The sequence below is a fragment of the Micromonospora sp. M42 genome (assembly GCF_000568915.1).
In the GTDB taxonomy this organism is placed as follows: Bacteria; Actinomycetota; Actinomycetes; order Mycobacteriales; family Micromonosporaceae; genus Micromonospora; species Micromonospora chalcea.
In genome coordinates this window covers 2,898,209-2,914,252 of the sequence record NZ_KK037233.1, presented here as the reverse complement: position 1 = coordinate 2,914,252, position 16,044 = coordinate 2,898,209, and the positions used below count along the sequence as shown (strand labels likewise).

The window sequence follows — 16,044 nt, the reverse complement described above, 5'->3', positions numbered from 1 at the left end:
TCGATCCGGCCGGCCGCAACCAGGCGGTGGGGGGATGCGGGTCAGCGTCGCGGTGCGACGGGGCGCCCGTCGTACCCTCGTCGCGGGGTTGGCCACGGTCCTCGCCGCCACGCTCGGTGGCCAGTTGCCGGCCCGCGCGGAGCGGCCGGAGCAGGCCCTCCACCTAGACCCGCAGCGGTACTCCTCCGCCCCGCTGCACAAGGCCGCGTCCAGCAAGCGGATTCCCGACAAGGACGCCGCGGCGGCCAAGGTGCGGCGCCCCGCACCGGTCTGGCCAACGGCGGGCTCCGCCGAGGTGTCACTGGCGGCGACCGCCGGCGTAGCGGCAAAACCGAGCCGGGCCGGGTCGCTGCCGGTCACGGTCCGGCCGGCTACCGCGTCCTCGGCCAACCGAAGCGCGGTGGCCGCGCCCGCCAAGGTCCGGGTCGAGGTCCTGCCGAAGGCCCAGGCCGAAGCGGCCGGCATCAACGGCCTACTGGTACGCCTCGGACGCACTGACGGGGTGCGGGCGGCCGGCCCGGTCGAGGTGGGTATCGACTACGCCGCCTTCGCGACCGCGTACGGCGGTGACTGGGCGTCGAGACTGCGGCTGGCGCAGCTGCCCGACTGTGCCCTGAGCACCCCCGCCGCAGCGGACTGCCGCAGCACGCCGTTGAACTCGCGTAACGACGTGCGGACCCGGACGGTCACCACGACCGTGTCGGTGCCCGAGGCCCAGGCCGCCGCGGTCTTCGCCCTGACCGCCGGCCCGTCCGGTGGAGCCGGCGACTTCGCCGCTTCCAGCCTCGCCTCCACGTCGTCGTGGAGCCACAGCGGTGCCACCGGCAGCTTCCAGTGGTCGTACCCGATGCGTGTCCCGCCGGGCCCCGGCGGACCGGAACCGACCCTCGGCCTCGGCTACTCCTCGCAGTCCGTGGACGGTCGGCACGCGGCGACCAACAACCAGCCGAGCCTGTTCGGGGAGGGCTTCGAGTTCTCTCCCGGTTTCGTGGAGCGGCGCTACAAGGCGTGCGCCGACGACATGGGTGGCAACGCGAACAACACGGTCAAGACCGGTGACCTGTGCTGGGGCCCGGAGAACGCCGTCATGTCGCTCAACGGCAGCACCGTCGAACTGCTCAAGGGCAGCGACGGCACCTGGCACCCCCGCAGCGAGAACGGAACCAAGGTCGAGCTGCTCACCGCGTCGGCGTACGCCAACGGCGACAACGACAACGAATACTGGAAGGTCACCGGCACCGACGGCACCCAGTACTGGTTCGGACGTCACCGGCTTCCCGGCTGGGCCACCGGCCGTCCGACGACCAACTCCGTGCTGACCGTCCCGGTGTACGGCAACAACCCGGGCGAACCCTGCAACGCCGGCACCTTCGCCGCCTCCGACTGCAACGGGAAGCCGCAGGCCTGGCGGTGGAACCTCGACTACGTCCAGGACATCCACGGCAACACCATGTCCTACTGGTGGGCCAAGGAGACCAACTACTACGCCAAGAATCTGACGGGCACGACGCCCGTCGTCTACGACCGGGCCGGCTACCTGACCCGCATCGATTACGGCAGCGACAACCGGGACGACAACGAGTACGCCGCCACGTCGCCGTACATCGAGAATGTGCCGGGACGTATCGAGTTCACGAACGTGGACCGGTGTCTGCAGAACTGCACCACGAAGAATGCGACGAACTGGCCGGACACTCCCTGGGACCAGAGTTGCACCGCCTCGACCAACCCGTGTACCAACGGCTCTCCCACGTTCTGGTCCGCAAAGCGCACCACGGAGATCACCACCAAGGCGTGGAAGGCGTCCGCCTCGGCCTACCAGAAGGCGGACTCGTGGACCTTCCGCCACGCGTTCCTCGACCCCGGTGACGGCACGAGGGCCGGTCTCTGGCTCGAAGGCATCACCCACAAGGGTCTCAACGGTGGCACGATCACGACGCCGGAGGTGACCTTCTCCGGCATCCAGATGCCGAACCGGGTGGACGCCGGCGGCAGCGACTGGGCCCTGGCGATGAACTGGCACCGGGTCAACCTGATCACCCTGGAGACCGGCGGGCAGATCTTCGTCACCTACAAGCAGCCGCAATGCGTCCGCGGCAGCGTGATGCCCTCGAAGGACGCGCTGGACAAGAACAAACTGCTCTGTTATCCGGTCGAGTGGGCACCCAACGGCAGGGACAAGGTCACCGACTTCTTCCACAAGTACGTCGTGGAGGAGGTCCAGCAGATCGACCCCACCGGAGGGTCGAGGCCGCTGCGCACCGCGTACGAGTACCTCAACACCAACAACGAGGCGTTGTGGCACCACGACGACGACACCGGCATCACTCCGAACGACCGCCGTACCTGGTCGCAGTGGCGTGGCTTCCCCCGCGTGGTGACCTACGTCGGTGAGGGCCCCGCGCGGACCAAGACCGAAACCCTCTACTACCGAGGGATGTACGGCGACAAGCTCGCCAACGGCAGCACCCGCACGACGCAGGTCCAGGGTCTGGAAGGCGGGGCGGTAAACGACTACGACCACTTCAGCGGCTCGCCCCGCGAGACGATCACCTGGCTGGACGGAAACGTCCTGTCCGCAACCGTATACACGATGTGGCGCTCCGAGGCGACGGCCACCCGGGCGGGAAGCCCAGTCGCCGAATCCCGGTACACCCGGGTACGCACGGTGAGTTCCCGCACCGCCACGGACTCCGGTTGGCGGCGCAGCACGTCGACCACCGACTTCGACGACTACGGCATGCCGACCACCCAGGAGGACAGCCCCGACGGCGGCGCCACCGGGGACAAGCGGTGCAGCAAGACCGAGTACATCCGCAACGCCACCCGGTGGTTGCTCACGCCGGTCAAGCGAATCCACGGCTGGGTCGGAGCGTGCTCCACCACGCCCACCGACACCAACCAGATCCTCGGTGACGTCCGGTTCAGCTACGACGGGCAGGCGTACGGCACGGCGCCGGACAAGGGGCTGCTCACCGCGACCGAGAAGATCGTGGCCTTCGCCGGCGGCAACCGCACCTACCAGCAGGTGGGGACAGCCAAGTACGACCTTCGAGGCCGCACGACCGAGGTCACCGACATCGCCGGGAAGAAGACGACGACCGCGTACGTCCCGGCCACCGGTGGGCCGGTCACCCAGCGGACGACCACCAACCCGTTGCAGTGGACCACAACTGTGGACCTCGACCCGGCCACCGGCCTCGCGCTCAAGAGCACCGACGTCAACAACTACGTCACCGAGTACACCTACGACGCCCTGGGCCGCGCTCTCCAGGTGTGGTTGCCCAACCGGGAGCGCGCCACCTATCCCAACGCCCCGTCGACCAGTTACGCCTACACGCTGTCGAAGACCGCGCCGTCGTACGTGGTGACCACCGCGGTGAACGCTCTCGGTGGTAACGACACCTCGTACATGATCTTCGACGCGCTGGGCCGCCAACGGCAGACGCAGGAACCGGCCCATCGCAGCGGCCGGATCATGACCGAGACGTTCTATGACGCGGCCGGTCGCATCTACAAGTCCAACTCGGCCTACTACGACTCCGGCGCGATCGACACCTCGATCATCATGTCCCGGCTCGACCAGGACGTGCCGAGCCAGACCCAGGCGATCTACGACAACGCCGGCCGACAGACTCACTCCCTGCTTCTCGGCTCGGTCGCGAGCGTCCAGGTCGAGAAGGCCAGAACCTCGACCACGTATCACGGTGACCACGTCACCGTGGAGCCGCCGGTCGGGCAGGCCGCCACCACGGTGTGGACCGACCCGTACGGCCGGACGGAGAAGCTCTGGCAGTACCACGGGCGGACCGCTACCGGGACCTACGACGAGACCAGGTACACCTACCACCCGGTCGGCCAGTTGGCCACCGTCAAGGACCCGTCCGGCAACACCTGGTCCTACACCTACGACATCCAGGGCCGGTTGATCTCGTCGAGCGACCCGGACGCCGGTACGTCCACCAGGTCGTACAACACCCTCGGGGAGTTGGAGAGGACCACTGACTCCCGCCCCGACACGCCTGACCTCTGGTACGCCTACGACGAGGTCGGACGGCTGCGCACCACCCACGAGGGCAGCCTGACGGGGCAGAAGCGCACCGAGCTGACCTACGACTCGCCGGTCAAGGGCATCGCCAAGTCGTCGTCGCGGTGGATCGGGTCCGAGGAGTACCGCTCCGAGGTCGTGTCCGTCGACAAGATGTACAACACGACGCAGACCAAGCTCACCCTCCCGGCGTCGCAGGCCGGCTTCTGCGGTATCGGCAAGGTCACCTGTAGCTTCACGTCGAAGGCGAGCTTCCTGGGCGACGGCTCACCCAACACGCTCACCATCCCGGCCGCGGGTGGCCTCGACCAGGAGGTGCTGAACTACAAGTACGACACCACGCACGCGTTGCTGGACCGGTTGGCGACCGACTACATCGACGCCACCTACTACGTGGTCGACGCCGGCTACAGCGACATGCACGAACTGAACACCATCACCCGCGCCACCGCGCTGACGGGCGCGAAGTCGGTCCAGAGCAAGACTCTGTACGACGAGACCACGGGCCGGGTCAGCAGCAGTTCGGTGACACGCTCAGTCGCCCCCTCGTATGTGCTGAACACGTTCTACGACTACGACGCCAGCGGCAACATCACCAAGATCGATGACAACACGGGCGCCCGTCCCCGCGACACCCAGTGCTTCACCTACGACCACCAGCGCCGGCTCACCGAGGCGTGGACTCCGGCTTCCTTCGACTGCACGGCAAAACCGCAGACCGAGACGCAACTGGGCGGCCCGGCACCGTACTGGCAGCAGTGGTCGTTCGGCGCGCCGAACGACCCGGAGGGCCGCATCGGCAATCGCCGCACCCAGATCGAGCGCGGGACCCCGACGGGGACGGTGACGACGTCCTACTCCTACCCGACGGCGGGCACGCCGCAGTCGCACCGGCTCAACGGGTGGAGCAGGACCGACAACACCGGCACGACCACCGGCTCGTACACCTACGACGAGGCCGGCAACACGAAGAGCCGGCCCGGCAAGTCCGGGCAGCAGACCCTCACCTGGGACGTCGAGGGGCACCTGGCCTCGGTGACCGACAGCACCGGCACCAGCTCCTACATCTACGACGCGAGCGGTAACCGGCTCATCGCCACCGATCCCACCGGAAGCACCCTGTTCCTCGGGGATCAGGAGATCCGCAAGAACGGCACCACCGGGCAGGTGACAGCCACTCGCTACTACTCGTTCGGCGGGGAGGTGGTCGCGCAGCGCACCGTCACCGGCATCACCTGGCTGGCCAGTGACCACCAGGGGACCTCACAGGTCAGCGTCGCCAACGACACGAACCAGACCATCACCCAGCGCCGTCAGACGCCGTACGGGTCGCCCCGGGGAGCGGCGGTCACCTGGCCCAACCAGCAGGGGTTCCTCGGTGGTTATCAGGACCCGACCGGCCTGACCCATCTCGGAGCCCGCGAGTACGACCCGACCATCGGCCGGTTCATCTCGGTCGACCCGATCAACGACCCGGGCAACCCGCAGCAGCTGTCCGCCTACACCTACGCGTCGAACAACCCGGTCACGTTCAGCGACCCGAGCGGTCTGATCATCCCCGAGTACCTCAACCCGACGGCCAACAACATTGTTGTTTGCAGCGGCCTCGGGGGCTATGCGTGCCAGAACTACGCGGAGGGCAAGACCGGCCAGGGCCATGGTCCCAGCCGCAACGACGGCAGTGGGGGGCCGACGAAGAAGACCGGCCGACAGAAGACGCACGAGTCCCTTGAGGCGTGTGGCCTTTTCCTCATCGGTCTGGGCGCGGGATGTGACGGCGTCAACGCGGTCATTTACGCCACCGAAGGAAACTGGCGGGAGGCCGCGCTGTCCGGCGTCTCGGTCGTGCCCGGACTCGACTGGGCCTGCAAGCTCGGCAGGTGGTGCAAGAAGGTCATCGACTGGGGAGCCGACAAGGCCGGCGCAGTCGTGGCGCGCATCAGGTGGGGCAAGCCCCCGTCGATCAACCCGGCGGCCGAGGCCAAAGAGATGGCCTTGCTGAAGAAGGAGATCCGGGAGACTCCGCGGCCACCGGCACCGAAGACGCCCGAACCTCCGAAAAAGGAGCCCGTCGCGCCGGCCAAGGGCAAGACCGGCGGAAACAACGGCGGAGGCGCACCCAGCTCCAAGGGCGGCTGCCCGACACACAGTTTCTCGCCGGACACCCCGGTCCTCATGGCCGACGGGACGACGCAGCCGATCGCCGAGGTGCGTGAGGGCGACCAGGTCCTCGCCCACGACCCCGAGCGCGGGGCCACCAGTGCCCAGACGGTGGAAAAGCTGCACATCAACCGGGACGACGCCCTGACCGACCTGGTCGTCCGCGACGGCAAGGGCGCTGTGTCGACGATCGACACCACGCAGCACCACCCGTTCTGGAGCGTCACCCGCGAGCAGTGGGTCGGCGCGGGTGAGCTTAAGGCCGCCGAAGGGCTGCTCGCGGCGGACGGGTCGACGGTGAACGTCGTCAAGGTCCGCAACTTCAGCGGCAGCGAGGTGATGCGCGACCTGACGGTCTCCGTCGTCCACACGTACTATGTGGTGGCCGGCAACACTCCGGTACTCGTGCACAACTGCGGATCTGAGGCTAGAGCCGCAGCGCGATCAGCGCCCGAAGACGCCACGATGACTGCCGCAGCCCGGTTTCGAGGGACCGACATGGTTTCGATCGGCCACTCTGGCCATTCGTCCCGTCCAGCCTATTTCGAGCCCGAGATCGATTCCGCTCTTGCGGATGGCGGGCAGATTGCGGGCCGAGGGGCCGACAACTGCGCGGAGATTCGGGCTTGCAACGCTCTTATCGCAGAGCACGGAGCGGCGTTCGAGGCTCGAGCCGGACGCTCGCTACGTTTGAGTGACATCGAGTTCTTGACTGTTCGCAATGCAACTGGTGTCTCGGAGGCGGCATGCCTATCCTGTCAAAGCGTCCTCGTGCGGCGTGGAGCGACTGACCTGTCAAGGTGAACTATGCATGAAGCAGAACTGTTCGGGTTCCTCGGCTCGTCCAATTCGAGGGCGGCTGGCGGGTTGCCTGAAATAGAAGTTGTCGCGGCGAATCTGAAGCGGGCAGGATTTGAGTGTCACGAGGAGGGTCACGCATTCTTGGGTCAATACATCGGCCTGACGGTTGAGCATCCTCCAACCCTCCTCATCGCAGGGGAAAGGATTGCCAGCTGGACTCGGTTTGAACCGTCGGCCGTATGTACAGTGCGGGACGCGAGGATATCCCGGCGCTGTGCGACAGTGGCTGGCGTCGCTCTCATGCCAGTTGGAGTCGACAGCTTTCATTTGACCATATATTCAGGGAGTGATGGCAGGTTTTACGCGGGATTCGATTCCTCGGTCTACCGATATGGGAATAGTCGGAACGACATGTTCTCGATGATGAAGAATGGAGTCCGCCCATCCTTCTTGGGCGACTGGGCGGCTCAGTGAGCCTGTGGCGGCGGGGCTTATTGAGCTTTCCCGCTCAGGATGCCCGGAGTGGTTGGATGCGTCCAAGCCGCCACCGCCACAACTCACAGCTATGCTATTGCTGCGCAACGTGAGTGGGCGTGGAGACGAATGCCTCCGGTTGTGGAGTGGGCTGCCCCAGTTAGCTACTCCGCGGGCAGGAGGCGTTCGGCTTCCCATGCCAACGCTGCCCTGAGTGCCGGCGCGTCTTCGGTTGTGTCTCATCGGGGTGAGGGTGACATGCTGAGTAGTGCCCTGGCTTCCGCTGGCTGCCACGAAGAGGTGGGTCGCTGAGGGGGCGGCGTTACGGGGGCATGTCCGTCGTGGCCGAAGATTTGCCCCGTTCGGCCCTACGTGGCCTCTTGGTGCACCCGTTGGTCGGCGGCCTGCGGATCGGTCAAGTGGTGCACCTCAGCGGGGCGGGTTCGACGGTAGCGAGTGCCAGCAGGCGTCGAGCCTCACTAGGCGACCGTCGCGCCCAACTCACGAGATGCGACGATCCGATGACGCGAGATAGTCCGTGCGAGCTGGGACGATGTCCACCGGACCCGAATGGCGCGGCTGGAGCCGGTCGCATACCGTGCCGGTCGTGGACGGACGACGGAGCTATCCCGAGGATGAGCAGGGGTCGCGATGGGGCGACCGCGGATACGAGTCGGACTGGCGCGCCGCGGGTGAGCCCCGCTACCGCGACGACGACTACCGCACGCCGGAGCAGCGGGCCGGTGAGAGCCGGTACGCCGAGCCGGGCCGGTACTCCGCCGCCGACCCGCTGGTGGACGACACGAGCAGTTGGCGGTCGCAGCGGCCGGACGACCCGGAGGTCTCCGGTGAGCTGCCCGGGTCACGTGCCGGGCGGCGGGCGGCCCGCGAGTCCGCGGACGATTCGCTCGCCGCGGTGTCCCGCAGTGGTGTGGACGCGCTCGGCACCGCCGCGCACGGCAACCCGCTGAGCGCGGCGCCGGCGAGCCCGCTCGGCACCCCGGCCTCCGACGGCGCGTCCCGTACCGGCGGCGACCCGTACGGCCTGGCCGCTCACAACGCCGATCCGCGCGGTGGCGGCAACGCGCTGGCCCTCGGCGGCGCTGCCGGCCAGGCCGGTCCGGGGCCGCTCGGCGGCTACCCGATCGTGGACACCGGCCGGTCGGCCGAGCCGCCGGTGACCGGTGGGACGGACCCGTCGGCCGCGGCGCGGCTCAACCCCGGCGAGGCGACTCCGCTGCGGATCGGTGAGCGCCCGGCCGGTCCGGCCGAGCCGGCGGCGACCCCGAATCCGCTGGAGATGCCGACCGGCCCGATGCCGGCACTCATGCCCCGGCCGGACGGTCCGCCGCCCGGTGACGGCGTCTACCGGACCCGGCGTCCGGCGCTCGCGGTGCTGCTGGCGGTGATGGTGCTGGTGCTGGAGGTGCCGGCGGTACGGGTGTTGCTGCACGGCCTGTTCGGCGACCCGGTGTCGACGTCGCACGTGGTGGTGGGCATGTTCCTGACCGTCGGACTGCCGATCTTCGGCACCGGCCTGTACGGGCTGCGCACCGGCGGGCTGGCGCTGGCCGACGGCAGCCGGGGCTGGCTGCGCCCGCCGACGGCGTACCTGACGGTCGGGCTGGTCCTCTTCCTCGCCGCAGCCCTCGCGGCGGGCTGAGCGGATGGACGACCGCTGAACCAGTACGCCGAAGTGGCGGTGTCACAGGCAGGTTGACACCGCCACTTCGCCGTACCGGAGTCGATCAAGGTTTGAGCAAGGCCGCCTCCCGCACCCGAGGGCCGTGCGGCGGACAGGGCGCGTACACTGGTCGACTGGCGACCGCCTCGCGCGGTCGACCTCGCGTGCCCTTTCCACGGTCTCCTCCGTGGGGCGACGGCCTCCCTGGTCCCGGTTCTTCACCCGGGCCCACCCCGGCCGCCGACCGGGTGCCAGGCGTCCGGCCGCCGGCCGGACGGACAACCAGGGACACAGTAGGAGTAACCCACCATGGCCGTCGTGACCATGCGTCAGCTGCTGGAAAGCGGTGTGCACTTCGGGCACCAGACCCGGCGCTGGAACCCGAAGATGAAGCGCTTCATCTTCACCGAGCGCAACGGTATCTACATCATCGACCTGCGCCAGACGCTCGACTACATCGAGAAGGCGTACGAGTTCGTCCGCACCACCGTCGCCGGTGGCGGCAGCATCCTGTTCGTCGGCACCAAGAAGCAGGCCCAGGAGGCCATCGCCGAGCAGGCGACCCGGGTCGGCCAGCCGTACGTCAACCACCGCTGGCTCGGTGGCATGCTGACCAACTTCCAGACCGTGTACAAGCGGCTGCAGCGGATGAAGGAGCTGGAGGCCCTGGGTGACCTGAGCGGCACCGCCGCCGGTTACACCAAGAAGGAGACGCTCCAGCTCTCCCGCGAGAAGATCAAGCTCACCAAGACCCTCGGTGGTCTGCGGGACATGCAGAAGCTCCCGGCCGCGGTCTGGATCGTCGACACCAAGAAGGAGCACATCGCCGTCGACGAGGCCCGCAAGCTGGGCATCCCGGTGATCGCCGTGCTCGACACCAACTGCGACCCGGACGAGGTCGACTTCCCGATCCCGGGCAACGACGACGCCATCCGCTCGGCCGAGCTGCTGACCAAGGTCGTCGCCGCCGCCGTCGCCGACGGTCTGATCGCCCGCTCCGGCCGTAACCGGGGCGCGGACGAGAAGCCCGAGGCCGGCCAGGTCGCCGCCGACGAGCCGCTGGCCGAGTGGGAGCGTGAGCTGCTCGAGGAGCCGAAGAAGGCCGACGAGCAGCCCGCCGCCGCCGCTGCCGAGCAGCCGGCGACCGCCGCCGCCGAGTGATCTCGCCGTCGCGTCCCCACCGTCGGCGATTCCCGGCGGTGGGGCGCGACGGGTACGCCGGGCGGCAGCACCGGCCCGGAACCGGGTAACCAGCACCCCAGACCACCTCACTGACACCGAAGAGAGAGTCATGTCCAACTTCACCGCCGCGGACGTCAAGAAGCTCCGCGACCTCACCGGCGCCGGCATGATGGACTCCAAGAAGGCGCTGACGGAGGCCGAGGGCGACTTCGACAAGGCCGTCGAGATCCTGCGCGTCAAGGGCGCCAAGGACGTCGGCAAGCGGGCCGGCCGCACCGCCGCCAACGGGCTCGTCGCCCACTCCGGCCAGGCGCTGCTCGAGCTCAACTGCGAGACGGACTTCGTCGCCAAGAACGACGCCTTCATCGCGCTGGCCCAGCAGCTCGTCGAGCACGGCGTGGCCAGCGGCGCCACCAACGCCGAGGAGCTGCTCGCCAGCAGCATCGACGGCAAGAGCGTGGCCGACCTGATCCAGGAGCAGTCCGCCAAGATCGGCGAGAAGCTGGTGCTCAACCGCTTCGCCAAGCTCGACGGCACCACCGCGGTCTACCTGCACCGCAAGAGCCAGGACCTGCCCCCGGCGGTCGGCGTGCTCGTGGAGTTCACCGGCAAGACCGACGAGGCGGCGGACGCCGACGCGCGCGCCGTGGCCATGCAGATCGCCGCGATGCGGCCGAAGTACCTCACCCGCGACGAGGTGCCGGCCGAGACCGTCGAGTCGGAGCGGCGCATCGCCGAGCAGACCGCCCGCGAGGAGAACAAGCCCGAGGCGGCGCTGCCGAAGATCGTCGAGGGCCGGGTGAACGCCTTCTTCAAGGACTTCGTCCTGCTGGAGCAGGCGTCGGTCGCCGACAACAAGAAGACCGTCAAGCAGGTGCTGGCCGACGCCGGCATCGAGGTGACCCGCTTCCTGCGGTTCGAGGTCGGCCAGGCCTGAGCCGCCGCGCCGGGCCTTCCGGGCCCGGGCACAGGGGAGAACGTCGACGAGGAGGCCGCCGGTGTACGTGACAGGCACCGCGGCCTCCTCGTCACATAGGGTCGGCAAGGGCACGTACGCGACGCCCGCGCTATGCGCGGGGAGAAGGGGCGGGGCGGATGACGCAGGTTGTGAGTGACCGGAGCCTGGCGATGGAGGATCCGACCGCGCCTCCTCCCGGTCGGTCCCGCCGGGTGGTGCTGAAGCTCTCCGGTGAGGTCTTCGGCGGCGGCGCGATCGGTGTCGACCCCGACGTCGTGCAGGGCATCGCCCGGCAGATCGCCACCGTCGTACGCCGTGGTGTGCAGGTCTCCGTGGTGGTCGGCGGCGGCAACTTCTTCCGCGGCGCCGAGCTGCAGAAGCGGGGCATGGACCGGGCCCGCGCGGACTACATGGGCATGCTCGGCACGGTCATGAACTGCCTGGCCCTCCAGGACTTCCTGGAGAAGGAGGGCATCGAGACCCGGGTGCAGACCGCGATCACCATGGCCCAGGTCGCCGAGCCGTACATCCCGCTGCGGGCGATCCGGCACCTGGAGAAGGGCCGCGTGGTCATCTTCGGCGCGGGCGCCGGCATGCCGTACTTCTCCACCGACACGGTGGCCGCCCAGCGGGCGCTGGAGATCCGCGCGGACGTGGTGCTGATGAGCAAGAACGGCGTGGACGCGGTGTACACCGCCGACCCCCGGATCGACCCGACCGCGAGCAAGCTCGACTCGATCACTTTCTCCGAGGTGCTGCGCCGTAACCTGCGGGTGGCCGACGCCGCCGCGTTCAGCCTCTGCATGGAGAACGGCCTGCCGATGCTGGTCTTCGGCGCCCAGGGCGACGACACCATCGTCCGGGCCGTCGCCGGTGAGAAGATCGGCACCCTGATCACCGCCTGACCGGCCCGCCGGATCGACAAGCGGTCCCTCTGCCACGGCGGCACCCGCACTACCCACGACGAGCGACAGAAGGAGGCGAGGAGACCGGTGATCGACGACACCCTCCTCGAGGCGGAGGAGAAGATGGAGCGTGCCATCGAGCACGCCAAGGAGGAGTTCGGCGGGATCCGTACCGGTCGCGCCAACGCCGCCATGTTCTCCCGGATCGTCATCGACTACTACGGCAGCCCGACCCCGCTGCCGCAGATGGCCTCCATCGCGGTGCCCGAGCCCCGCATGGTGATCATCAAGCCGTACGACAACTCGCAGCTGGGCGCCATGGAGAAGGCGATCCGCGACTCGGACCTCGGGGCCAACCCGAACAACGAGGGCAACCAGCTCCGCATCGTCCTGCCGCAGATGACCGAGGAGCGGCGCCGGGAGATGATCAAGGTCGCCCGGCAGAAGGGCGAGGAGGCCAAGGTCGCCGTCCGCAACATCCGCCGCAAGGCCAAGGAGGAGCTGGACCGCCTGGTCAAGGACGGCGAGGTCGGCGAGGACGAGGGCCGGCGCGCGGAGAAGGAGCTGGACGATCTGACCCAGCGTTTCGTCGCTACCGTCGACGAGCTGGTCAAGCACAAGGAGAACGAGCTGCTCGAGGTCTGAGCGCGCGCGTACCCCGCACGGCACCGCCGCCGTCGCCCGCACGGGCGGCGGCCCGGTGCCGTCGTCGTGCCCGGCGGCGCAGACCCTCGGGGCTCCGGCGGGTGCAGTAGGCTCGGCACGATTCCCGGCCACCACGGGGTGAACGGCGGGGGTCGCCCGGCCGTCGGTCGGTCAACAGAAGTCTCACGCCGGTAGGGGATGGTTTTGGTCTTGCGTCATGTGGTGGCTCTCGTACCGGCTGCCGGTGCGTGATGTCCCACCCCGACCCCTACGGCAGCACCGAGCCGCGTGGCTGGGACCGTCCGGCCCCCGCTCTGCCCTGGCCGGACACCGATCTGGAGCCGGGCCCCTGGCGGCCCGCCCCGGCGGCGCCCACCCACCCGACCGAGCCGGGCGGCTACGCCCGCCCCGGCGCCGCCCCGGACACGTACGCCGCCCCGGACACGTACGCCGCCCCGGACACCTATGCCGGCCCGGACACGTACGCCGGGCCGTACCCGAACAGCGGTCGGCGCCACGACGGACCGGGCCGGTACGACGGACCGCCGGCCGGCGACCGCGGCCGGCCCGACGGGCCGGAGCGCCGCGGCCCGTGGGGTGAGCCGCCCCGTGACGACGAGTACCCGACCGCGCAGATCGCGCCGGTGCGCGACGAGCCCACCGACCAGATCCCGGCGGTACGCGACGAGCCCGAGCCCGAGCCGCCGCCCGGTCGCCGGGGTCGGGGGCGACGGCGGGCGAGCGCCGAGCGTCCGCCGACCACCACGCCGACGACGTCCCGGGCGGGGCGCAACCTGCCGGCCGCGATCGGCGTCGGGGTGGCACTCGGCGCCGCGGTGGTGGTGCCGCTGTTCTTCTTCATGCCGGCGTTCCTGGCCGTGCTGGCGACCGCGGTCGGGATCGGCATCTGGGAGATGGCCCGGGCGGTACGCCGCAGCGGCGCCCACCCGCCGCTGGCGCCGCTGGTCGCCGGTGGCGTGATCACGGTGGGCCTGGCCTGGTTCGCCGGCCCGGACGCGCTCTGCCTCGGCCTGCTGGTCACGGTGCTCGGCACGATGATCTGGCGGCTGGGCGACGGGCCGGGCAACTACCAGCGCGACCTCACCGCGGCCACCCTGATCGCGGTGTACGTGCCGTTCCTCGCCGGGTTCGCGGCCATGCTCGCGGCGGCGCCGGGCGACGGGCACCTGCGGGTGCTGGTGACGCTCGTCGCGGTGGTGCTCTCCGACACCGGCGGGTACGCGGCCGGCGTGTCGTTCGGCAAGCATCCGATGGCGCCCACGATCAGCCCGAAGAAGTCCTGGGAGGGCTTCGCCGGCTCGGTGACCGCCGCGGCGGCGGGCAGCGCGGTGCTGCTGTGGGTGTTGTTCGACGTGGCGCCCTGGTGGGGCGCGCTGTTCGGGATGGCGATCTCGGTCTCCGCGGTGCTCGGCGACCTCGCCGAGTCGATGATCAAGCGGGATCTCGGCGTCAAGGACATGAGCAACCTGCTGCCCGGGCACGGCGGTCTGATGGACCGGCTCGACTCGATCCTGTTCGCGGTGCCGGTGGCCTACCTTCTGCTCGCCGTGTTCGTCCCGGTGGTGAGCTGAGGTATGCGTCACGGCGGAGACCCGCGGCGGGCCGGGCGGCCGGGGGCGATTCGACACGTACGGACGGGTGCGTCCGGGCGGGAGCGTGTCAGACTGGACGCGCCATGACGAGTCTCCCGCTGATCTCCGTAGACCCCGACGCCCGCGGCCGCCGACCCTCGATGCCTCCGCGCCACCTCGCCGACCTGGACCTGCCCGGCCGGCAGGCGCTCGTCACCGAGCTGGGCGAGCCGGCGTTCCGCGCCAAGCAGGTCTCCAACCACTACTTCGGCCGCCTGGTGCGCGACCCGGAGCGGATGACCGACCTGCCGGCGGCGACCCGGGAGCGGCTGGCGGGTGAGCTGCTGCCCACCCTGCTCACCCCGGTACGCGAGCTGGCCTGCGACGACGGCGCGACCCGTAAGGCGCTCTGGCGGCTGCACGACGGCTCGCTCGTGGAGAGCGTGCTGATGGGCTACCCGGACCGGGTGACCGTCTGCATCTCCAGCCAGGCCGGGTGCGGCATGGCCTGCCCGTTCTGCGCGACCGGCCAGGCCGGGCTGACCCGCAACCTGTCCACCGCCGAGATCGTCGACCAGGCGGTCTACCTGGCCGGGGTGGCCGCCTCCGGCGCGGTGTCCGGCTCGCCGCCGCGGCTGTCGCACGTGGTGTTCATGGGCATGGGCGAGCCGCTGGCCAACTACTCGCGGGTGGTGGCGGCGATCCGCCGGCTGGTCGCTCCGGCGCCGGAGGGCCTGGGCCTGTCGCAGCGGCACATCACCGTCTCCACGGTCGGGCTGGTCCCGGCGATCCGGCGACTGGCCAGCGAAGACCTCTCCGTGACCCTTGCGTTGTCGCTGCATGCCCCCGATGATGAGCTGCGCGACGAACTCGTCCCGGTCAACCAGCGCTGGAAGGTGTCCGAGGTGCTGGACGCGGCGTGGGACTACGCGGCCACGACGGGGCGTCGCGTGTCCATCGAATACGCGATGATCAAGGACGTGAACGACCAGCCGTGGAGAGCAGATCTGCTCGGGCGGCTGTTGGCCGGCAAGCTGGCCCACGTGAACCTGATCCCGCTCAACCCGACTCCGGGCAGCCGCTGGGACGCCAGCCCGAAGCCGGTCGAGCGGGAGTTCGTCCGGCGGTTGCGCGACGCCGGGGTGTCGACCACCGTGCGGGACACCCGGGGACGCGAGATCGACGGGGCGTGTGGCCAGCTCGCCGCCGCCGGGGACACGGACGGCGACTCACGCGCGGCAACGGCGTAGCGGTACGAGACCAGGAGACATAGTGGCGAGTCAGGGTCAGCGTTTCCGGCGTAAGGCGCTCCGCCGGGGATACAAGGTCGACGAGGTCGACGCCTTCCTGGACCGGGTCGAGGCGACACTCGCCGGTCAGCCGGTCGGCGCGCCCGTGGCCTCCCAGGAGGTCCACGACGTCGTCTTCCGGGTCCGCTTCAACGGCTACGACGAGTGGCAGGTGGACCTGCACCTCGACCGGGTCGAGCGGCAGCTCGCCGAGCTGGAGGAGCGCGGTGGCGCCCCCGCCGGGCGCGGTGGCGACCCCCGGATTCCCGACCGGCTCGGCCCGCCGATGCGCGACGACAGGGGCAT

General features: G+C 69.6%; 10 protein-coding genes. All 10 read left to right on the top strand.

Annotation, left to right across the window (positions count from 1 at the left end):
• Positions 1 to 88: 88 nt before the first annotated feature.
• Complete coding sequence (locus MCBG_RS13085; protein WP_157560781.1) at positions 89 to 7,012, top strand: RHS repeat-associated core domain-containing protein; 6,924 nt, start codon at positions 89 to 91, stop codon at positions 7,010 to 7,012.
• A gap of 3 nt (positions 7,013 to 7,015) precedes the next feature.
• Positions 7,016 to 7,483: an SUKH-3 domain-containing protein gene (locus MCBG_RS35190; protein ID WP_084789514.1), complete on the top strand. Its 468-nt coding sequence runs from the start codon at positions 7,016 to 7,018 to the stop codon at positions 7,481 to 7,483.
• Between the two features lie 598 nt (positions 7,484 to 8,081).
• On the top strand, positions 8,082 to 9,146 hold the full coding sequence (locus MCBG_RS13080; RefSeq protein WP_043325893.1) for a hypothetical protein: 1,065 nt from the start codon (positions 8,082 to 8,084) through the stop codon (positions 9,144 to 9,146).
• 330 nt (positions 9,147 to 9,476) lie between these two features.
• A complete protein-coding gene (gene rpsB / locus MCBG_RS13075; protein WP_043325892.1) occupies positions 9,477 to 10,328 on the top strand; it encodes a 30S ribosomal protein S2 in 852 nt (283 codons plus the stop codon).
• 130 nt (positions 10,329 to 10,458) lie between these two features.
• Complete coding sequence (tsf, locus tag MCBG_RS13070; protein WP_030504245.1) at positions 10,459 to 11,286, top strand: translation elongation factor Ts; 828 nt, start codon at positions 10,459 to 10,461, stop codon at positions 11,284 to 11,286.
• A gap of 158 nt (positions 11,287 to 11,444) precedes the next feature.
• Entirely contained in the window at positions 11,445 to 12,212 is a 768-nt protein-coding gene (gene pyrH / locus MCBG_RS13065; RefSeq protein WP_043325891.1) for a UMP kinase, read from the top strand.
• A gap of 87 nt (positions 12,213 to 12,299) precedes the next feature.
• Positions 12,300 to 12,857: a ribosome recycling factor gene (gene frr, locus MCBG_RS13060; protein WP_043325889.1), complete on the top strand. Its 558-nt coding sequence runs from the start codon at positions 12,300 to 12,302 to the stop codon at positions 12,855 to 12,857.
• 251 nt (positions 12,858 to 13,108) lie between these two features.
• Complete coding sequence (locus MCBG_RS13055) at positions 13,109 to 14,449, top strand: phosphatidate cytidylyltransferase (protein WP_043325887.1); 1,341 nt, start codon at positions 13,109 to 13,111, stop codon at positions 14,447 to 14,449.
• 104 nt (positions 14,450 to 14,553) lie between these two features.
• Positions 14,554 to 15,699 (top strand): dual-specificity RNA methyltransferase RlmN, encoded by a 1,146-nt coding sequence (gene rlmN, locus MCBG_RS13050; RefSeq protein WP_043325883.1) that lies wholly within the window; start codon positions 14,554 to 14,556, stop codon positions 15,697 to 15,699.
• A 22-nt stretch (positions 15,700 to 15,721) separates the two neighbouring features.
• On the top strand, positions 15,722 to 16,044 hold a 323-nt coding region (locus MCBG_RS13045; protein WP_043325881.1), incomplete at its 3' end, for a DivIVA domain-containing protein.

Coding starts and splice junctions, on each gene's coding strand:
- MCBG_RS35190 (WP_084789514.1), top strand. CDS start 7,016: ATGCATGAAGCAGAACTGTTCGGGTTCCTCGGCTCGTCCAATTCGAGG.
- rpsB (WP_043325892.1), top strand. CDS start 9,477: ATGGCCGTCGTGACCATGCGTCAGCTGCTGGAAAGCGGTGTGCACTTC.
- tsf (WP_030504245.1), top strand. CDS start 10,459: ATGTCCAACTTCACCGCCGCGGACGTCAAGAAGCTCCGCGACCTCACC.
- pyrH (WP_043325891.1), top strand. CDS start 11,445: ATGACGCAGGTTGTGAGTGACCGGAGCCTGGCGATGGAGGATCCGACC.
- MCBG_RS13055 (WP_043325887.1), top strand. CDS start 13,109: ATGTCCCACCCCGACCCCTACGGCAGCACCGAGCCGCGTGGCTGGGAC.
- rlmN (WP_043325883.1), top strand. CDS start 14,554: ATGACGAGTCTCCCGCTGATCTCCGTAGACCCCGACGCCCGCGGCCGC.